This window comes from Dactylosporangium sp. NPDC049742, from assembly GCF_040674675.1.
GTDB classification, from domain to species: Bacteria; Actinomycetota; Actinomycetes; order Mycobacteriales; family Micromonosporaceae; genus Dactylosporangium; species Dactylosporangium maewongense.
The window spans coordinates 1-20,051 of the sequence record NZ_JBFANF010000061.1; the positions used below are offsets into that span (position 1 = coordinate 1).

Below are 20,051 nucleotides of genomic sequence, written 5' to 3' on the forward strand. Positions count from 1 at the left end.
CCCGGCCGGGCCCGGCTCGGGGGCGCCGACGCCGTGCTCCGCGCGGAGCTGCCCGTGCTGGGGGCGCCGGTCGCGGCGCGGGTGCGCGAGGTGCCGGGCCGCCGGCGCGGCTGGCGGCGCGGCGCGGCCGACGCGGTGCTCGTGGTCCTCGCCGCCGTCGGCGCGTTCCAGCTGGGGCGCAACGGCTTCGCCGCCGCCGTCCCCGTGCTCGTCGCGGTGCTGCTCGCCGTGCCCCTCGCCCGGCTGCTCGGCGCCGCCGCCGACCGGGCCGGCGCGAGCGCGCTGCGCGGCGGGCGGCTGCGGCTCGGCCTCACCGCCGTGCAGGTCTCCCGCCGGCCCGGCGCCGACCGGGTCTTCGCGCTCGTCGCCGTCGCCGTCGCGGGCCTCACCGCCGCGACCGCCGCGCAGGTCTTCGGCGACACCGCCCGCGCCGACCGCAGCGGCCAGGAGCTGGGCGCCGACCGGGTGCTCACCGTCCAGGCCGCCAACCCGACCCTGCTGCTGCGGGCGGTCCGGGAGGCCGACCCGAGCGGCCGGTATGCGATGGCCGCCGTCGTCGACGACACCAGCCGCCCCCGGATCCTCGCCGTGGACGCGTCCCGGCTCGCCGCCGTCGCCCGGTGGCGCACCGCGTACGGTCCGCTGCCGGCGCTCGCCGCGCCGCCCGCCAGCTCTCCCGTGGCCGTGGCCGCCGGGCCGCTCGTCCTGCGCGCCCGCAACACCGGGGAACGGCCGGCGGCGCTGGCCGTGCACCTCCAGGACACCGCGACCGGGGCACTGAGCACGGTCACGTTCGAGCCCGTCCCGGCCGGCGAGCACGAGGTCACCGCCGCCGTCGAAGGCTGCGCCGGGGGCTGCCGCGTCACCCGCCTCGACCTGGTCCGCGCGGCCGCCGGCGACGCGCTCACCGTCGAGGCGCTGCGGCAGGCGGACCGGGCCGTGTTCGACAGCGCCGCGCTCGGCGACCCGAGGCTGTGGCGGGCGGCGGCGAAGGGACCCGCGATGTCCGTCGTCGCCCGGCAGGGGACTCTGACGCTCGCGCAGGCGCCGGCGCCGTACCGGGGCGACAGCAGCGCCTACCCGATCGCCACCGGCCTGCCGCTGCCCGTCGTCGTCGCCGGCGAGGCACCCGAGGCGTGGCGGCTCGGCGACCCGGCTGTCGACGTGTTCGGCAGCGGCGCCGTCCCGGTCCGCGTCGCCGGCACCACCGGCGTCCTGCCCGCCGTCGGCTCCGGCGGCATCCTGCTCGACCTCGACGCCGCCCAGCGGCTCGGCACCGGCGGCACCGGCGGCCGCACCGAGGTGTGGCTCACCGCCGGCGCACCCGCGTCCGTCGTCGCCGCCCTCACCACCGCCGGCCTGGTCGTCCTCGCCGACGACACCGTCACCGCCCGCGCCGACCGGCTGGCCGGGCAGGGCCCCGCCGTCGCCGCCCGGCTGCAGCTGGTCACCGCCGCGCTCGGCCTCCTCGCCGCCGCGACCGCACTCGCCGTCGCGGTCGCCGTCGAACGCCGCCGGCGCCTCACCGAGCTGCGCGCCCTGCGCCGGCAGGGCCTGCCCGCGGGCGTCGCCGTCGCCGCCGGCCGCGCGGGCTACGCCGCCGTCCTCGTCCTCGGCGCCGCCACCGGCCTGCTCGCCGCCGTCGCCGCCCGGCTCGCCACCGGCCCGCCCGGCCGCCCGTTCGTCGACGACTGGCAGGTCATGCCGGCGCCTTCCGCCCTGCCACCGCAGGCCCTGGCTGTCACCGCGGCGGTCGCACTGTGCGTCCTCGGCCTGTCCTGGTGGCTGACCGCACTCCCGCTCACCCGCCACCTCGACGCCCCCGACACCGCCCATGGCCCGTCCCGATGACACCGCCGTCGCCACCCGCCTGCCGCCCTTCGTGCTGCCGCCGCCTCTCACGGTGCCGGGGGTCCGCGCACTGTCGGTGGCTCTCGCGTTTGCCGGTGAGGTCGATCGGGGTTCGCTGCGATGATGCCGTCGTTGCTGGGCATGTCGCCTGCTCACCTCGGGCAGCCCATGGCCCTCAAGTTGCCGGCGGCCCATGCGTTGCCGGTGGTCCTCGCGTTGCCGATGGCCGTCACGCTGTCGGTTGCTGTCGGGCTGTCGATGGTGCTCGCGCGGCCGGTGATGTCCGCGGCTGCTGTCGCCGTGTGGCTGGGGATCCGGGCGTTGGGCCGGTCGGTCGGCGAAGGATGGAAGGTCTTCACCGCGGCGGTCGTCGGTGTCGTGGCGGTCGCGGTGGTGGTGTTCGGCGGATTCGGGTTGATGCGTGGCACGTTGATCGGGGTTGGTCGCGATGATGTCGTTGTTGCTCGGCATGTTGCGTGCCCGTCGGGGGCAGGCGGTCACGCTCGCGCTGCTGGCGATGTTCGCGGTCGCGGCGGCCGTTGCCGCGCCCGCCTACCTCCAGGCGGTCGACCGTGCCGTGGTGGCCGGGCAGGTGGCCACGGCCAGCCCCGCCGAGCTGTCGCTGACGGTCCAGGCCACCGTCAACGAGCAGCGGGAGCCCGGCGGGGTCTCGTTCGCGGACGTCGGTGGGGCGCTGGTCGCGGTGCCCGGGTTCACGCAGGTGTACGCCGAGGAGTTCGCCGCCATCGGGATCGAACCGGATCCCCGGGTGGCGTCGCGGCTGCTGTACCGGCAGGGTGCCTGCGCCCACCTGACGATCGTCACCGGCCGGTGCCTCGCCGCGGCGGGCGAGGTCGTCGTGGGGGAGCAGACCGCCCAGCGGCTGCACCTCGCCGCCGGTGACCTGATCACCCTCACGTACGCGGTGATCAGCACCGACCCGACCCGGCCCATCTACGTCGCGGACGGCGACGCCACGCCGCTGACCGTCGCCGGGACGTACCGAACGCCCGAGCCCGACGGGCAGTACTGGGGCGCCCACGGGTACTTCCGGCTGGACCACACCGCCCGCCCCGGCGAGCCGGTCTTCACCGGCGCCGAGACGATCCGCACCATGTCGCACGGGCCCAGCGACGTCTCCATCGACGCGACCGCCATCCCCGGCACGATCACCGAGGCGAGGCTGCCCGCCCTGCGCCGCGACCTCGCCGGGCTCGACGCCCGCGGGGAGAACCTCGGCCGGGCGCTCACCCTGACCACCGCGATCCCGCACCTGCTCGACCGGATCGACCGCAGCCGCGACCTCGCCCGCCGCAGCATTCCCGTCGGCGCGGCGCCGCTGCTGCTGCTCGCGTACGCCGTCATCTTCATCGCCGCCGGTTACGGCACCGAAGGCCGGCGACCCGAGCTCGCCGTCATCGCGCTGCGCGGCGCCCGCTGGTGGACGCGGTGGTGGCTGACCAGCGGTGAGAGCCTCGCCGCGCTCCTCGCCGGTGGGGTCGCCGGCTGCGTCGCCGGGCAGCTGCTCGTCGCCGCCGTCGTCGCGTGGCGGTTCCCCGGCGTCGACCCGCCGGTCCTCGGGCTCGACGCGCTGCGGTGGGCTCCGTGGGCGCTGCTCGGCGCGGTCGTGGCGATGCTGGCCGCCCAGCGCCGGCACCTCGTCAGCGGCGTCGCGGACCTGATGCGGCGGGTCCGGGCGCAGCTGACCGGGTGGCGGCTCGTCACCGCCGAGATCGTCGTCGGGTTGCTCGCCGTGACCGCCACCGCGCAGCTGTTCCTCACCGGCGGCACGCTGTCCGGGGTAGCCCTCGCCGCGCCCGCGCTCGTGATCGTCGCGCTGGCGGTCGGTGCCGCCCGTGGCGTCGTCCCGCTCGCCCGCGTCGCCGGTGACCGGGCGCTGCGCAGGGGCCGGCTCGGTGCCGCGCTCGCCGCGTTTCAGCTGGCCCGCCGCCCGGGCGCGCAGCGGCTGCTCCTGCTGCTCGTCGCGGCCGTCGGCGTGCTCGGCTACGCGGTCACCGCCGCCGACGTCGCCGCCCGCGACCGGGACCTCGCCGCGCAGATCGGCACCGGCGCGCCCCGCGTGCTCAGCGTCGCCCCGCTCACCCGCCAGCAGCTGCTGCACGCCGTCCGCGCCGCGGACCCGGCCGGTGACTACGCGATGGCCGTCGCCGAGCTGCCCGCCGGCGGTCCGGGGGAGGCACCGAAGCTCGCCGTCGACGCGACCCGCCTCGCGTCCGTCGCCACCTGGCGCGACGAGTACGGCGACCTCGACGCGGCCGGCACGGGCCGGCTGCTGCGGCCCGCCGCCCCGGCACCCGTCGTCGTCGCCGGGCAGGACGTGTCCGTCGACGTCACCGTCAAGGGCGCCGACGCGGCGAAACCGGTCGGCTTCAGCGTCGTGCTGTCGTCGGTCACCGGCCGCGGTACCGCCGTCGTCGGCTTCGGGGTGCTGCACGACGGCCCCTACACCTTCCAGCAGCGCTCGGCCGTCTGCGTCGACGGGTGCCGGGTCGCGGGCCTGCACCTCACCCCCGACACGACGGCCACCGGCGTGAAGCTCACCGTCGTGCTGCGCGCCATCGGCAGCATCAACCCGGTCGCCGTCGCCGCGGGCCGGGCCGACCTCGCCGACCCCTCCCGCTGGCGCTCCGACGGCGCCACGCTCACCGCCGCGCCCGACGGGCTCCGGGTCACCCTCGACGCGCCCGAAGGCCTGCCGCACGGCGCCTGGGTGCAGGCCGCCGACGTCCCCGCGCCGCTGCCCGTGGTGACGACCGCCGCCCTGCCCGACGGCACCGGCGTCGCGGGCCTCGACGGCCTGCCCGTCCAGGTGCGTGCCGCCGCCCGCCTCACCGCCGTGCCGCGGCTGGGCACGCGGGGGACGCTGGTCGACCTCGAGTACGCGGACCGCGCCGCCACCGACGCCGGCGAGGCGAAACGCCCCGAGGTGTGGCTCGGCGCCGCCGCCCCGCCCGACGCCGTCGCCCGGCTCACCGCGCAGGGGCTCGTCGTCACCGGCGACAACGGCGTCGCCGCGGCCCAGGCACGGCTCGCCGCGCAGGGTCCCGCGCTCGCCGTCTGGTTCCACGTGCTGGCCGGCATCCTGGCCGTCGTCCTCGGCGCCGGCGGTCTCGCCCTCGTCATCGCCGTGGACCGCCGCGAACGCCTCGCCGACCTCGCCGCCCTGCGCGCCCAGGGCCTGAGCCGGAGGGCGGCCGCGCGGACCCAGCTGTGGACGTACCCGGTGCTGGTCGCCACCTCCGGCGTCCTCGGCCTGGCCACCGCCCTCATCGCGTGGCGGCTGACGGGCTGGGCGCTGCCCGTGTTCGGGGAGGACATGCCGGGCTTACCCCTGCCGCACTGGCCGGGCCTCGTCCTCGTCCCGTCGACGTGGCTGCTCGCGGTGGCGCTGCTGACGACGGTTGCCGTCACCGCCGCCCGCCCCCGGCCCGCCGCACCCACGGTCGCCGCGTCCCGCCCCTGACCGCCCCCTGACCGCCCCCTGACCGCACCCTGACCGCACCCTGACCGCCCCCTGAGCGACCCAGGCCGCCCTGCCCGCGGCCGCGTGCGTCGCCGGCTTGTCCGCGTCATGGGATGGAGTGTGGTGCCAGGACGGGCCGCGCTGGCTGGTGTGTGTCGGCTGCTGGTCGCGCGCGTCGCCGTCTGGTCCGCATCGTGCGGTGGAGTGCGGTGTCAGGGCGGGTTGCCGTGGCTGGTTGCCGGTCGCCGCGGGGTTCGTCGATTGGTCCGCGCTGTGGGGCGGAGGTGGCAATAGGGCGGGTTGCCGTGGATGGTGCGTTGGCTGATGGTCGCGCACTTCGTGGATGTGGTGGTAGGGCTGGTCGCTGGTCGCTGGTCGCTGGTCGCTGGTCGCTGGTCGCTGGTCGCTGGTCGCTGGTCGCTGGTCGCTGGGTGCTGGGTGCTGGGTGCTGATCGCCGGTCGCCGGGTGCTGGTGCTGGGTGCCGATCGCGTGCGTCGCCGTGTGGCCCGCATTGTGGGGTGGAGTGTGGTGCCAGGACGGGTTGCGCTGGCTGGTGTGTGTCGGTTGCTGGTCGCGTGCGTTGCCGGTGGTCCGTGTAGTGGGGTGCCAGGATAGTTGCAAGGCCTGGTGTGTCGGTGGTGGTTGCGGGCTTCGATGGGTGGGTGTGCCGGGGCGGGTTGGTGGCGCGGCGGCGTATCGGCGAAGATCCCTGCATGCGGAGTCGGGTGGGCATCCTGCTGGCGGTCGTGTCCGGCCTGTTCTCGGTCCTCCTTGCCGTCGCCGTCAACGTGGCGACCGGTGGCACCCTGCCCGCGCCGATCGACGCGGTGGCCTGGCTGGCGTGGCCGGCCGTCGGGGTGCTCGGGGTCGCCGGGGCGGGCCTCGCGTTCTGGCAGCAGTCGGCGCAGACGCCGTCGCCGCCGCCGTTGCCGGCGCCGCCGCCCGAGCCGCCGCCGGTCCCGGTGCCCGACCCGGTCCCGGCCGAGCTGCCCGCCGCGACCCCGCTCTTCGGGCGTGACGCCGAGGTCGCCGAGATCGTGCGGGTGCTGGGCGGCGGGTCGGCGGTCGTGACGCTCGCCGCCGCGCCGGGCACCGGCAAGACGTCGCTGGCGCTCGGGGCCGCGCACGCGCTGCGGCCGAGCTTCCCGGACGGGCAGCTGTTCGCGACGCTGCGCGGTGCGTCGGCGGAGCCGGTCGCGCCCGAGGCGGTCCTCGGCCGGTTCCTGGCCGCGCTCGGCGTGCCCGAGGACGAGCGGCGCGGCGGGGTGGAGGAGCTCGCCGCGCGGTTCCGGTCCGCGGTGGCCGACCGGGCGGTGCTGGTCCTGCTCGACGACGCCCGCGACTCCGCCCACGTCGCCGCGCTCCTGCCGGGCGGTGCGCGGTGCGCGACGATCGTCACCAGCCGGCGGCAGCTGACCGGGGTCGCCAACGCGCACTCGGTGCCCCTTGCCGCGCTGCCCGAGGACGCGGCGATCGAGCTGCTCGCACGGGTCGCCGGCGCGGACACCGTCCACAGCGACCCCGAAGGCGCGCGGGCCCTCGTCGAGGCGTGCGCCGGGCTGCCCCTCGCGGTCCTGATCGTCGCCGGCCGGCTCCGGGCACGTCCACAGTGGACGCCGTCGGCGCTGGCGGAGCGGCTCGCCGGGGAGCACCGCCGGCTCGACGAGCTACGCCAGGGCGACCTTGCCGTCCGGTCGACGTTCCAGGCCGCGTACGCCGAACTGTCCGAAGTGGACCGACTCGTGTTCCGGCGGGTCGGCTCGCACCCCGGGCAGGTGTTCACCCTCGAGGCGGCGGCCGCCCGGGCGGGCGTCGACGTGCCGAGGGCGGAGGCGTCGCTGGAGCGGCTCGTCGACGCGTTCCTCGTCGAGTCGCCCGGACCCGAACGGTTCCACCTGCACGACCTGCTGCGCCTGTTCGCCACCGAGACCCTGACCGGCGACGAGCACGCGGACGCGTCGGAGCGGCTGCTGCGGTGGCTGGCGAGCAGCCGGTCCGCGGCGGACAGGGCGAGCCTCCCCGCGGTGCTTGCCGAGGGGGTCGGCACCGGCCGGCACGACGCCGTCAGTGCGCTGGTCGACGTCGTACACCAGGAGATCATCGACCCGTTCGACCGGCTCGCTGTGTGGACCGCCGCCGCGGACGCCGCCGGTGACCCGGTGGCCCGGGCCCGGGCGCTGCGCGGGGTGTCGCACGCGTGGGCGACCGCGGGAGAGGTGCAGCGGGCGCTGCCACCCGCCGACGAGGCCCTGGCACTGGCCGCCGGCGACCAGCGGGAGACCGCGCAGGCCTTCCGCCGGCGCGGCGAGGCGCTGCGCGACCTGCACCGCTTCGCCGAGTCGGAGGCGGCGCTGCTGCAGTCCCTGGACCTGTTCGTCGAGCTGGGCCCCGTCGAGGATGAGATTGAGGTACGGACGGCGCTCGGCACCCTGTACAACAACTTCCGCCGCCACGACCTGAGCCTGCCGATGATGGAACGCGCCCGCGAGCTGCTCCCCCCGGGTGAGTCGCTCCAGGGCGGCTGGGTGCGGCTGGCGCTCGGCCTCGCCTACCGGTTCGCCGGGCGCCGCGAGGAGGCCGACGCGATCACCGCCGAGGTCCCCGGCATCGCCACCCGCGCCGGCGACGACTACCTCCTGGCGTATTACCACCAGGAGGTCGCGTGGGCCGCCGAGCAGAGCGGCCGCCTGGACGACGCCGAACGCCACTTCGAGCAGATGCGCGTCCTCGCCGAACGCGTCGGCAACGGCGCCGCGGTCGCCGGTGCGCTGCAGGGCTTCGCCCAGGTCGCCGAGCGCCGCGGGGAGCCCGACGCCGCGGTCGCCCGCTACCGGGAGGCCGCCGACCGGTACCACCGCCTCGGCGACCGGATCCGCGAGGGCGAGGCACGGTTCAGGGCCGCCGCCGTCCTCAACATGCAGGGTCTGGTCGATGACGCCGTCCGTGAACGCGCCACCGCCGACGCCCTGATCGGCGATATCGACTTCCCGTGGGGCGAGGGCCTGCTGTCCCGCCTGCCGTGACGCGGACTCAGTCGCCCGCGAGAGTGCTCAGCCGTCCGTGAGGGCGTTCAGCCGTCCGTGAGGGTGCTCAGCCGTCCGTGAGGGCGTTCAGCCGTCCGTGTGCTGCGTGACGGCGAACGGCGCCGCGCCCGCGAGGGCGACCGCGGCCCGGAACCCGTCCGGAGCGACGAGGTCCTCGATCCGGAACGGCCCGTCGTGGTCGACCACCACCGGGGCGGGCCCGGCGACCGGCGTGGCCAGCCCCCGGGTCAGCCGCGCGCCGGCCGCCTTGACGAGGGACTCCTTGCGGGCCCACAGCTCGGCGAAGCGCTCATGCCCGTCGGCGCCCGTCACCAGGGCGGCCTCCGCCGGCGGGTAGAAGCGCCGAGCCATCGCGGCGCAGTCGAGGGCCGGCACGACCCGCTGCAGGTCGACCCCGACGGGGCGGTGCGGCGACACGGCGACCATGACGAGGTCGCCGGAGTGTGACAGGTTGACCTCGACGCCGGTGTACGGGCCGCTCAGCGACGGCTTGCCGTTGGCGTTGTGGGACCAGCGCAGCTCGGACGGCGGGGCGTCCAGGACCGCGCCGACGAGACGGCGGGTGACGGCGTGCGCGACGATGAACCGGCGGCGGTCGATGGCGTGCACGATCGACGCGTGGCGGCGCCGCTCGTCGGGGTCGAGCAGCGCGAGCATGGCCGGCAGCGCGGGCTCCGGCACCCGCGCGTCGGCCAGCCAGACGTCGACGGCGTCCACGATCGGAGCGGGTCAGACCGAGGCGAGGAAGCCGGCGAAGCGCCGCACGCCCTCGTCGACCTGCGCCGGTTCGAGGGCGCTGCACGACAGCCGGATCGCGTGGCTGCCACCGTCGCCCAGGTAGAAGAAGCGCATCGGGGTCCACAGCACGCCGTGCTCGCGGGCCGAGACCTCCAGCAGCTCCTCGGTGGCGTCCACCGGCACGTCGACGACGACGAAGAAGCCGCCGCTCGGACTGTTCCAGCGCACGGGCCCGCCGCTGAAGTGCCGCTCGAGGGCGGCGAGGAGGGTCCGCAGGTTCTGCCGGTAGAACTGGATCTTCGCCTGGTTGGCGCCGCGGAGGCTGAAGCCGCTGTCCAGCAGCATGCCGCCGACGACGGCCTGGGAGAGGGCGGACGTGTTGACGGTGAGCATGCTCTTCACCGTCGACAGCTCCTCGGCGAGGACGGTGCGGCGCCCGGCGGCGTCCACGACCGGCTGGTCCGCGACGAGGAACCCGACCCGCACACCCGGGAAGTACGACTTGGCGAACGAGCCGAGGTAAATGACCCGCTGGTCGGTGTCCAGCGACTTCAGCGTGGGCCGGGGCTCGTCGTCGAGGCCGAAGAGGCCGTACGGGTCGTCCTCCAGGATCAGCAGGTCGGCCTCGGCGGCGACGTCGAGCAGCGCCCGGCGGGTCGCCACCGGCAGCGACACACCCGACGGGTTGGCGAAGTTCGGCACCAGGTACAGGGCCTTCGGGGTGCGGCCACCGGCCCGTACCGCCGCGGCGACCTCACGGACCGTCGACGGTCGCAGTCCGTCGGGCGACTCCGGCACCGGCACCACGTCGATGCCGAGGATCCGGGCGGCGCCGGTGAAGCCGACGTAGCAGGGCTCGGCGGCGAGCACGACGTCGCCGGGGCCCGCGCACAGGCCGCGCAGCGCGATGACCATCGCCTCCTGGCAGCCGGCGGTCACCATGACGGCCTCGTCCGGGACGCGGATGTCCTCGTCGACGTCGAGCATGCGGGCGATGAGGCCACCGATGTGGCCGTTGGTCCGCCCGTACATGGTGAGCAGCACCCTGCTCTGCGCGTCGCTGATGCCGCTCTCGCGCAGGTGCGTCAGGTACGCCTGCAGGTGCTTGTCGACATCGGCGGCGGAGTGGAACTCGTCGAACGGGCGGCCCGCGGCGAGCGAGATCGCGTCGGGGAACCGGCCGGCCACCTCGTTGAGGAAGTTCATCGAGGTGGACACCGGGTCGGAGACCGACACGTGCAACGCCTCGCGGGACAGCTCCACCATCTACAGTTCGCCTCCAGGTCGGGCCCGCAGCACCGACCGGTCCAGGTCGGCGAGGCGCGGGCGGCCGGCGAGCGCCATCGCGTGCGCCAGCTCATCGGTCGTCGTGCGCAGCAGTCCTTCGACCCCGTCGGCGCCGCCGGCCGCGAGCCCCCACAGCGGCGGCCGGCCGAGCAGCACCATGCGGGCGCCGAGCGCGAGCGCGACGAGCGCGTCGGTGCCGCGGCGGACCCCGCCGTCGAACAGCACCGGGATCGCGCCGGCGACCGCGTCGACGACCTCGGGCAGCGCCTCGAGGCTTGAGACGGCGCCGTCGAGCTGGCGGCCGCCGTGGTTGGACACCACGACCCCGTCCGCGCCGTGCTCGACGGCCAGGGCCGCGTCCTCCGCGGTCAGGATGCCCTTGAGCACGATCGGCAGGCGGGTCTGCGACCGCAGCCAGGCCAGGTCGGCCCAGGTGACGGCGGCGTCGAAGGACTGGGCGGCGTGGTCGGCGATCGCGGAGTGGCCGACGTCGCTGTGGTGGGTGAGCGCCATGACCGCCGCGTCGATGTTGACGGCGGCGACGTCACCGCCGATCGCGAACCCGTTGCGCATGTCGCGCCAGCGCCGGCCGATGCGGGGCGCGTCGACGGTGAGCACCAGCGCCGTGTAGCCGGCGTCCTCGGCCCGCCGGATCAGCCCCGTCATCACCTCGCGGCGGCGGAACCAGTACAGGTGCAGCCACAGCCGGCCGTCGGACGCCGCCGCGATGTCCTCGAGGGACCTGCTGGCGAAGACGCTCACCACGAACAGCGCGCCGACGGCGCTCGCACCCCGTGCCGTGGCGACCTCGCCCTCGGCGTTGACGAGCCGGTGGTACGCCGTGGGCCCGACGCCGATCGGGGTCCGGTAGCCCGCGCCGAACAGCGACACGGCGGTGTCGACTGTGGACACGTCGGTCATGACCCGGGGCCGCAGCCGCAGCCGGTCGAACGCGCTGACGTTGGCGCGCAGGGTGCGCTCGGACTCGGCGCCGCCCTCGATGAAGTCCCACACGTCCGCGTCGACGAGCTCCCGGGCGAGATGCTGATAGTCGGAGGCGGTCAACACCGGCCCGGTCTGCGATCGTGTCACCGGCGCTCCATAGGCGGTAGCCTATCGGAACCACGCCACGACCGACAGGAGCCGAAAGGCTTGCATGGGCACCGACAGCATGCTGACCGCCGAAGTATCCGACCCGTTCTGCCTCGCCGCCGGGGAGGCCACCGCGCTCCTCGCGGGGCACCCGTGGCACCGGTTCGCGATCCTCGGTGACAGCGTCGCGGAGGGCCTCATCGACCCCGTCGACGGCTACCATCCGCTCGCGTTCCCCGACCGGGTGCGGGCGGAGCTGCTGCTCGAGCGCCCCGGCCTCGCGTCCGTGAACCTGGGCCGGCGCAACCTGCGCGCCGCCGAGGTCCTCGACACCCAGCTCGCCCCGGCGCTGGAGTTCCGGCCGGACCTGGCGCTGGTCATCTGCGGCGCCAACGACGCGATGCGCCCCGGCTACGAGTCGCGCGCCGACGCCGTCGACGCGACGCTGACCGCGATCGTCCGCCCGCTGCAGGACGCCGGTGCCCAGGTCATGACCGTGTCGTTGTTCGTGATGCCGCAGTACCCGTCGATGCCGGAATGGCTCGGTCCCGCGTTCTCCCGCAGGATGACGCTGCTCGGCTGCCGCACCGCCGCGCTCGCCGCGACGCTCGGCACCATCCACGTCGACCTCGCCACGCACCCGGCGATCGCCCTCGGTGAGGTCCTCACCGGCGCGGACGGGCTGCACGGCAACGGTCGCAGCCACGCCATCGCCGCGGCGGAGATGATCCGCCGCCTGTCCCGTGAGATCCAGGGAGCGTAGAGATGCCACTCGACCCGCAGCTGCAGGCGATGCGTGACCGGCGCGAGCGCGACGGCGCCACACCGCTGTACAAGATGACCCTCGAGGACGCGCGCATCGAGGACCTCGCGTCCATCAAGGCCGGCGGCGGCGACCCCGAGCCCGTCCACGAGGTCACCGACCACTGGATCGACGGGCCCGGCGGCCGGATGCAGGTCCGCGTGTACCGCCCGTCCGCCGACCGCCCGTTGCCCGTCCTGATGTACTTCTACGGCGGCGGCTGGGTCCTCGGCACGATCGACACCGCCGACGGGATCAGCCGCACCCTGGCCAACAGCGCCGGCTGCCTGGTCGTGGTCCCCGAGTACCGGCTCGCGCCCGAGCACCCGTTCCCGGCGGCGATCGAGGACTGCTGGGCGGCCGTGCAGTGGGTCGCCGGCAACGCCGGGACGCTCGGCGCGGACCCGGCCCGGATCGCGGTCGGCGGCGACAGCGCCGGCGGCAACCTGGCCGCGGCGGCGACCCTCATCGCGCAGGAGGCCGGCGACCTCACCCTCGCCGGGCAGCTGCTCGTCTACCCGAACACCGACCAGCTCGCCGACGACGACTCCATGCGGGACAACGCCGACCCGTACCAGTTCAACCACCACTCCGTCGCCTGGTACCGCAAGCACTACCTCATCGACGCCGACGACGCCGAGAACCCGCTCGCGTCGCCGCTGCGGGCCGAGACGCTGCAGGGCCTGCCGCCCGCGCTCGTCATCACCGCCGAGTATGACCCCCTGCGCGACCAGGGCGAACGCTACGCGAAGCGGCTCGCCGACGACGCGGTCCCCGTCACGCTCGCCCGCTACGACGGCATGTCCCACGGCTTCTTCACGATGGCCGGCACCGTCGACGGCGCCCGCGTCGCGCTGGCCCAGGCCGCCGCGCAGCTGAGGGCGTGGTTCGGATCCTGACCGACCCCACTCTGTTCCGTAACGTCACCGGCGTCTGGGGAATCGAGGGCGAGCGCTGGCTCGCCGGCCTGCCCGCCCTGCTCGACGGTCTCGCCGCCGACTGGGAGCTCGTCCTCGAAGCGCCCTACGACCTCACGTTCCATTACGTCGCGCCGGTACGGCGGGCCGACGGCACACCCGCGGTCCTGAAGGTCGGGTTCGAGCTGGAGGTCGAGGCGGCCGCCCTGGGGGCGTTCGACGGCCGGGGCGCCGCCCGGCTGCTGCGGTCCGACGCGCGCCGGGGCGCCCTGCTGCTGGAGCAGGTGACCCCCGGCCACCGCCTCCGCGACCTGGTCCCCGCCGACGACCCCGCGGCGATGACCGTCCTCGCGGACCTGATGCGGCAGCTGCACGTCCCGCCGCCGGCGTCGCTAGGCCTGCCGCCGGTGCTGTCGCAGGTCGGTGCCCTGGACCGGCACCGCGGCCCGGTCCCCGCCGACCTCGTCTCGCAGGCCGCGGCCCTCATGCGGTCCCTGTGCTCGTCGGCCTCCCGGGAGGTGGTCCTGCACGGCGACCTGCACCACGACAACGTCCTCGCCGGCACCCGCGCACCGTGGCTGGCGATCGACCCGCACGGCCTGGTCGGCGACCCCGGCTACGAGGTCGGCTCGATCCTGTTCAACCCGCACCCCGACGACCGCGACCCGGCGCTGACCGCCCTCGTCCCGGCCCGCCTGCGCCAGCTGTCGGCGGCGCTCGGCGAACCCGAGGACCGCCTGGCCGCGTGGGGCTTCGTCAAGGCCGTCCTGTCCTCGGTCTGGACCGTCGACACGGGCGGCCAGTTGTCCCGCGCCCTCGACGTCGCCCACCTCCTGCGCCCATCCGTGGCCTGATCCCGCGTTGCCGCAGCCGGGAGACGCGTCGTGAATGCCCGCCACTACGCGCTGGCGCTACCCCATCCGGACGTGTTGCGCGACCGCTGCCGAGCGGTGGCGACGCTGGAGGCCATCCTCTCGCCGGAGCAGGAGTGGCGGCACCACTCCTTCAACGCGGCATGGTCGGACCACGAGGAGATGGCCTCGGGGCACAACGGCAGTGGCGATGACTGGTCGATCGTCTTCGGTCCTGACGGTGTGTTCATCCGCGGCTTCGACCACGAGTCCCCGATGAGCCCCGCCGGCAACGGCGGTGAACTGTGGCCCGGCCTGCTCGACGGACTGCCGGACGTGTTCCGGAAGCAGGTCCGGGAACCCGCCTTCCTGCTCGGGGACACGCGGCCCCGGTGGAGGCCGGCGCGGCGCCGCGCCCGGCTCCGTGCCACCTTCGTGTTGTGGCGCACCGACGACGACACAGCCTGGCAGACAGGCGAAGGCATCACATTCCCAGCCGTCCCACACCTCACTCCAGACGGGACGGACCAGTTGCAGATCCTGTGCGCTGAGGGCACCGCCGCCTTCATCGCGTTCGCGACGGACTACTACGAGCTGGACCGACTCGACCCCGCGGCGGTCGAACACGTCTACGCGCTGCGTCCGTTGACGACGGCGGTGATCGCCGCACTCAACCCCGAGCTGACCGTCGACGACCTCGCGCACGACGTGGCGGAGATCGGCTACCCAACTGGCTGAGGCTCCACGTTCCCGACGACGACGTCCTGCCCCGAAACTCAGCCGCCGCCGGCGTCCGCGCGTGGCGCAAGCCGGAGGCCGCCGCGCAAAGCCTCAGCGGCAGTTGCCGCGCCCTTGTGGCGCGACGACACAAGGCCGTGTCGGCCGGAAGCGACGCGCGGCTCAGTCAAGGCCGCCGCGCACGTTTCCGGAGGTCGCCGCGCACAGGTTCAGCCGAAGGTCGCCGCGCACAGGTAGTGCAGGGTGGGGTCGTGGTCGGCGACCGCGATCCGGCCCGCCGTCGCCAGGTCGAGCCCGGCCAGGGCCTCCCACACGCCGGTCATCGGTTGGGCGGGGTCGGCGAGGACGACCCGGTCGGCCTTCACGTCGTCGGCGAGCGCCGCCAGGCCGCCGCCGAGGATCACGGTCGTCGCGGACAGCCCGTCGAGCACGCTCAGCGAGGGCGCCGCGTCGGGCAGGGTGGTGACCGTCGTGAGCGGGGCGGGGGAGGAGGCCGACAGGTGCAGGGCGATGCCCGCGTGGGCGGCGGGCAGCGACAGCGGCACGCCCGGGTCGTAGGGCAGGTCGGCCTGCTCGACGGCGATGAGCAGCGCCCGGGGGTGGGTGGCGGCGTACGTCCGCATCAGCGACAGCGCGGTGAACGCCGCCGCGCGGCCCTGGTCCGAGACGGCGAACGACATCGGTTTGCCGGGGCACACGTGGGTCAGGTAGGTGCTGACGGCGCGGCCGGGGGAGACGTCCGGCACGTCGTAGGCGAGCACCAGCAGGTCGACCGGCGAGGACGGCAGCAGCTCGACGGCCATCTCGCCGTACGACTGGGCGCCCTCGGAGGTGCGGGCCAGGGTGAGGTCGTACGGGGCGAGCAGGTCGGTCAGGTACGTCGACAGCCGGGCGGCGTGCCCGGGGTCGGCGGCGAGCGCGGCCGGCGACGGGTACCGGCGCGACACCGCGCGCCGGAGCCCCCAGCGGTCGTCGTGGAGAGCGGGCATGCTCACTCTTCCGGCAGCAGGTTTCCGGCGACGTAGTCGGCGAGGCTGCCGACCGTCTCGAAGTTGTCGCGGCCCATGTCCTCGACGCTGATCTCCCGCTCCAGCTTGTCCTCCAGCTCGAGGACCAGCTCCAGGCCGGTGGTGGAGCTCATGCCCAGGTCGTCCATGAGCGTGGTGGTCTCCGACGCGCCGGTGACCTCCCGCTTCAGCACGCGGGGCAGCAGCTCGCAGATCGTGTCGACGACCTGCTGGCGCAGGTCCGGGTCGATGGTCGTGGTGTCGCTCATGACAAACCCCTTCAAAATCCAGAACCTAGTGCGTGAGGACCATTGCGGAGAAGGTCGCGCCGCGGCCGGCGCCCGCGGCGGCGATGACGTAGTGGTCGCCGGGGCGCAGCAGCGAGCGCTGCACGGCGGTGCGGTGGTTGAGGAACGCGTCGGCGCAGAAGACGTGGCCGTAGTCGGCGACGTGGTCGAGGAGCACCTGGTCGAGCGGGTAGCCGATCCGCTTGCACACCCGCTGCCAGGCCACCACGTTCACGTTGTGCGGCAGGATCAGCGCGATGTCCGGCAGGGTCAGCCCCGCCCGCTCGACGGCGGACGTCACGGCGGCGCCCAGCGCGTCGTGGTAGATCCGCTGGAACTCGCCCGCGACCTCCTCCAGCTCGCCGTCGAACTCGCCGCGCAGGTCCGCCACGTAGGACAGCAGCCGGTCGCTCGGGCCGGCGGCGGAGACCAGGCAGGCCGCCGCCCCCTCGCCGAACATCGACGTCTCCGGCACGAACCGGGCCTCCCCGGTGAAGGCCTTCTCCCCGGTGAGGATGAGCGCGAGCGCGGACGGGTCAGCGGATGCGAGCAGCCGCCCGGCGAGGTCGACGGCGAGCAGCCCGGAGGCGCACGCGTGGTGCCCGACGGCGAAGGCGGTGGCGTGCTGCAGCCCGAACGTCCGGCACACCTCGTGCAGCGGGTTGAACGGGTAGGGCGCCACGCCGGGGAACGTCCGCGCGTAGAGCACGTACCGGATCCGCGCCGTCTGCTCGGTGGTGAGCCGCAGGTCGGCGACCGCCAGGCCGAGCAGCTCGGTGAGGGACAGGTCCGGCGCCTGCGCGGCGGAGCCGAGCTTGTGGTAGCGGCGGAACACCCGCAGCTGCATGGGCGTGAGCTCGAACTCGTCGGCGAGCGACTCGATCGGCACGCGGTCCGGGGGCACATAGGTGCCGATGGCGGCGAGAGCGGTCACGGCGTCTCCGTTCCGGCGAAGTTTTCCAGTGCCGTCAGCGCCTCTTGTACGGCGAGCGCCTCGACCGCCCGGGCGAGCGCCTCCACGCGGGCCGGCGGCGTGCGCCACGTGTCGGTGAACCAGGTCAGCTGGAACTCGCCGGGCGCGTCGTCCACGTCGATGTTCAGCGGGTCGTAGGGGTCGTCCTGCGCGACGGTCCAGGTGAACACGCCCGGCGCGGCGTCGCGGACCTGCTCGGCGGTGGGCACGGAGCCGGGGAACATCTGCCTGCTGATGGTCCGCCGGTCGTTGAACCAGACGCCCGCGTCGAGGTCGACGTCCAGCGTCGCGGCCAGCGCCGCGACCGCCGCCGGGTCGTGGTAGGCCCACTTGTAGGCCAGCATCGCCGCGATCCCGGTCCTGCGCATGGCCTCCTCGTACGGCAGCCCGGCGACGTCCGCGACGCAGATGCCGTGCTGTGCCACCATCGCCACGACGTCGCCGAGCCCGCGGCGGAACCGGTTGTCCACCATGGGCCGGATGATCGCGGGCCGCCCGTCACCGGCCTGGGCGGTGACGGCGAGCGCGAGGAACGTCATGAGGACCTGCGACGTGTCGATGTCGAAGACGACGGACACCGCGTGGGTCGCCCGGTACAGCGCCGCCGAGACGAACGTGCCCCGGTGGAACCGCGGCCCGGGCCGGGAGTCCAGCGGCGTCACCGGTGGCAGCTGCCGCAGCATCTTGTCCCAGTGCCGCAGCGCCTTCTCCGACTGCTTCCGCCCTTCCGGCGACGCCTGCCACTGCGCCTGGGCGAGCGGCTGCAGGCCGCTGGTCGGCCCGGGCGGCCCGGGCGGGTCGGTGCGGCGGGCGGCGACCTCGCGGAGCATGAGCAGGCCGCCGAACCCGTCGGTGACCAGGTGGCAGGTGACCGTCGAGAGGTAGGCGGGCACGCCGTCCACCCGGACGACCCCCATCCGCACCGGCCACTCCTCGACGAAGTCGTAGGGCCGCGCCCGGTACTGCGCGTCGACCGACGCCGTGAACTCGGCCGGGTCGGCGCCCGGCGGCACGTCGAACACGTCCAGCCCGATCGTGCCCCACCCGGCCACCGCCTGCAGCGGGGCGCAGTCGGCGGTGAAGCGCAGCCGGGTGCGGAACGTCGGGTACCGCCGCATCGCCCAGCGCAGGTCGTCGGCGAGGTCCTCGACGCTCGCCCCGTCGGGCACGGGTGCCCAGCCGCCGATGGGCAGCCAGGAGCGCTGGCGGACCATGTCCTGCCAGATCCCGAGCTGCCCCCACGACAGCGGCCCGGTCCCGGCCCCCTCGCCGTCGAACCGCACCGGGATCCGGGTGGTCGCGACCAGCGAGGAGGACGGGGCCGGCAGGTACGTGTCAGGCATTCGCCAGCTCGGCGAGATGACGCTGCCGCATCAGGAACTTGCGGACCTTGCCGGTGGGGCCGGTGACGATGTTCTCGTCGGGGAACACGACGACCTTCCGCAGCGTCGCCGCCGCGGCCGGGGTGAGCGCGGCGGTCACGGCGGCGGTGTGGTCGGCCGTCGGGTCGGCGCTCTCGTGCAGCGACAGCAGCACGTCGGACACGACGCCGGCGCCGGTCTTGAACGACACGATGGTGCAGTCGCGCACGTCGGGCACCGCGCGCAGGATCTGCTCCTCCGACATGGCGGTGTAGAGCCAGTTGCCGCCGCCGAGGTCGACGGAGTCGACGGCCCGGTCGACGTGGTAGTAGTAGCCCTCCGCGTCGCGGAACATCAGGTCGCCGGTGAGGTAGTAGCCGTTGAGCCGGTGCTTGTACGTGTTGGCGTGGTCGTTCCAGTAGCCGGGTGCGAGCGTCGGGGACTTGAGGCCGAAGTGGCCCACCTGCCCGACCGGCACCTCCTCGCCGGTCGTGGTGTCCAGCAGCGCCACGTCGGCGAAGACGTGCGGCACGCCGACGCACCGACCGTAGCGCTCAGTGTCCGGGCTGTGGGTGATGTGGAACGCGGAGTGCCCCATCTCGGTCGAGCCGAGCCCGTCGACGAAGCTGGAACCCTTGACCCGCTGGACGACCGGGCGGCCCTCGGCGGAGCGGGTGACGGTGTTGTGGCTGCCGACGTTCACGAGGTTGCGGATGTGCGGCTCGTGCGCGCAGTCGCCGGTGTTGAACCACAGCGACACCGAGTCCATCTCGTGCTGGGTCAGGTCGAAGCGGGCGAGCTCCGACCAGGTGACCGCGAAGCCGAAGACGCCGGTCGGCTTCCACCGCTCGATCGCGTCCAGCACCGCGCCGCCGTCGCTCTGCTGCGACAGGAACAGCAGGTCCGACCGGTTGCTCAGGGCATGGTTGATGGTCATGATGCCGGCCGCGTGCGGGGCTGGCAGGGCACTGAGGATCCGCTCGGTGCCCTGGGCCCTCGGGCCGCTCAGCCGGATCTTGCGGGTGGCGTGGAACAGGCTGGCGTGCGAGTGCACGACGGCGGTCGGCATGCGGGTGGTGCCGGAGGAATGGGTGATGGCGATCGGGTCGTCGGCGTGGTGCCGGAACGGCGCGGGCGCCTGCGCCGGGTCGCCGGTGCCGGTGTCGGCGGCGTCGATGACGGGGATGCCGACGTCGGCGCCGGCGAGCCGCTCGAGGTGGGCGGCGTCGGTGACGAGCGCGGTCGCGCGGAGTTTGGCGATGTACTGCACGGCGATGTCACCGGCGATGTTCGGGTTCATCAGCGCGGGGATCGCGCCGAGCCAGACCAGTCCCATCCAGTTGAGGAAGCAGTCGGCGCTGCTGGTCACGTAGACGGCGACGGGGTCGCGCCGGGTGATGCCGTTGGCCTGGAACCAGGCGGCCCTGGCCGCGGCGCGGTCGCGCAGCTCGCCGAGGGTGAGGCCCTGCCAGGCGGGGAAGCCGTCGACGTCGACGTCGAACGCGATGCCCGGCCCGTCCAGCGCCGCGCCGTGCTCGATGAGCTTGTGCAGCACGTTGCCGGCACCGACGTCGGGGTCGGCGGCGAGCGCCGCCCGGATGCTCGTGGACGCCATGGG

15 protein-coding genes and 1 pseudogene are annotated in these 20,051 nt (G+C 74.8%); 7 read left to right on the forward strand and 9 right to left on the reverse strand.

Annotated features, from left to right (window positions below):
- Positions 1-1,851, forward strand: a pseudogene (locus AB0J72_RS45720) (ABC transporter permease); the annotation flags it as partial.
- 152 nt (positions 1,852-2,003) lie between these two features.
- Here AB0J72_RS45720 and AB0J72_RS45725 read toward each other — a convergent pair.
- On the reverse strand, positions 2,004-2,279 hold the full coding sequence (locus AB0J72_RS45725) for a hypothetical protein (protein WP_363411771.1): 276 nt from the start codon (positions 2,277-2,279) through the stop codon (positions 2,004-2,006).
- 20 nt (positions 2,280-2,299) lie between these two features.
- Between AB0J72_RS45725 and AB0J72_RS45730 the strand changes: the two genes are divergently transcribed.
- The gene (locus AB0J72_RS45730) at positions 2,300-5,335 is read left to right on the forward strand and encodes an FtsX-like permease family protein (protein WP_363411773.1); all 3,036 of its coding nucleotides are present in this window, start codon (positions 2,300-2,302) and stop codon (positions 5,333-5,335) included.
- 714 nt (positions 5,336-6,049) lie between these two features.
- Positions 6,050-8,359: an NB-ARC domain-containing protein gene (locus AB0J72_RS45735; RefSeq protein WP_363411775.1), complete on the forward strand. Its 2,310-nt coding sequence runs from the start codon at positions 6,050-6,052 to the stop codon at positions 8,357-8,359.
- Between the two features lie 87 nt (positions 8,360-8,446).
- On the opposite strand, the gene AB0J72_RS45740 is transcribed toward AB0J72_RS45735, so the two are convergent.
- From AB0J72_RS45740 to AB0J72_RS45750, 3 genes are read right to left on the reverse strand one after another with little or no spacing between them, the layout of a single operon-like run.
- Positions 8,447-9,097 (reverse strand): 4'-phosphopantetheinyl transferase superfamily protein, encoded by a 651-nt coding sequence (locus AB0J72_RS45740; RefSeq protein WP_363411777.1) that lies wholly within the window; start codon positions 9,095-9,097, stop codon positions 8,447-8,449.
- 12 nt (positions 9,098-9,109) lie between these two features.
- Positions 9,110-10,384 (reverse strand): PLP-dependent aminotransferase family protein, encoded by a 1,275-nt coding sequence (locus AB0J72_RS45745; RefSeq protein WP_363411779.1) that lies wholly within the window; start codon positions 10,382-10,384, stop codon positions 9,110-9,112.
- Entirely contained in the window at positions 10,385-11,497 is a 1,113-nt protein-coding gene (locus tag AB0J72_RS45750; RefSeq protein ID WP_363411781.1) for an alpha-hydroxy acid oxidase, read from the reverse strand. It abuts the gene before it with no gap.
- A 64-nt stretch (positions 11,498-11,561) separates the two neighbouring features.
- Here AB0J72_RS45750 and AB0J72_RS45755 point away from each other — a divergent pair, with 64 nt between their 5' ends.
- Genes AB0J72_RS45755 through AB0J72_RS45770 form a run of 4 tightly spaced genes read left to right on the forward strand, consistent with a single transcriptional unit; the run spans position 11,562 to position 14,805 of the window.
- Entirely contained in the window at positions 11,562-12,260 is a 699-nt protein-coding gene (locus AB0J72_RS45755; RefSeq protein WP_363411783.1) for an SGNH/GDSL hydrolase family protein, read from the forward strand.
- Between the two features lie 2 nt (positions 12,261-12,262).
- A complete protein-coding gene (locus AB0J72_RS45760; protein WP_363411785.1) occupies positions 12,263-13,198 on the forward strand; it encodes an alpha/beta hydrolase in 936 nt (311 codons plus the stop codon).
- On the forward strand, positions 13,183-14,070 hold the full coding sequence (locus AB0J72_RS45765) for an aminoglycoside phosphotransferase family protein (protein WP_363411787.1): 888 nt from the start codon (positions 13,183-13,185) through the stop codon (positions 14,068-14,070). The genes AB0J72_RS45760 and AB0J72_RS45765 overlap by 16 nt, the downstream gene beginning before the upstream one ends.
- 30 nt (positions 14,071-14,100) lie before the next feature.
- Complete coding sequence (locus AB0J72_RS45770) at positions 14,101-14,805, forward strand: hypothetical protein (protein WP_363411789.1); 705 nt, start codon at positions 14,101-14,103, stop codon at positions 14,803-14,805.
- Between the two features lie 209 nt (positions 14,806-15,014).
- Here AB0J72_RS45770 and AB0J72_RS45775 read toward each other — a convergent pair whose 3' ends face one another.
- The 5 genes from AB0J72_RS45775 to AB0J72_RS45795 are packed head-to-tail and all read right to left on the reverse strand — an operon-like array spanning position 15,015 to position 20,048.
- Positions 15,015-15,794, reverse strand: coding sequence for a 2-hydroxy-acid oxidase (locus AB0J72_RS45775; RefSeq protein WP_363411791.1), 780 nt, complete (start codon positions 15,792-15,794; stop codon positions 15,015-15,017).
- Positions 15,795-15,796: 2 nt separating this feature from the next.
- On the reverse strand, positions 15,797-16,081 hold the full coding sequence (locus AB0J72_RS45780) for an acyl carrier protein (RefSeq protein ID WP_344502406.1): 285 nt from the start codon (positions 16,079-16,081) through the stop codon (positions 15,797-15,799).
- 25 nt (positions 16,082-16,106) lie between these two features.
- Positions 16,107-17,033: a 3-oxoacyl-[acyl-carrier-protein] synthase III C-terminal domain-containing protein gene (locus AB0J72_RS45785; protein ID WP_363411793.1), complete on the reverse strand. Its 927-nt coding sequence runs from the start codon at positions 17,031-17,033 to the stop codon at positions 16,107-16,109.
- Positions 17,030-18,415 carry a hypothetical protein gene (locus AB0J72_RS45790; RefSeq protein WP_363411795.1) on the reverse strand — a complete coding sequence of 462 codons (1,386 nt, stop codon included), beginning with the start codon at positions 18,413-18,415 and terminating at the stop codon, positions 17,030-17,032. Before AB0J72_RS45790 ends, AB0J72_RS45785 begins: the two co-directional genes overlap by 4 nt.
- On the reverse strand, positions 18,408-20,048 hold the full coding sequence (locus AB0J72_RS45795) for a class I adenylate-forming enzyme family protein (protein WP_344502403.1): 1,641 nt from the start codon (positions 20,046-20,048) through the stop codon (positions 18,408-18,410). Before AB0J72_RS45795 ends, AB0J72_RS45790 begins: the two co-directional genes overlap by 8 nt.
- Positions 20,049-20,051 lie beyond the last annotated feature (3 nt).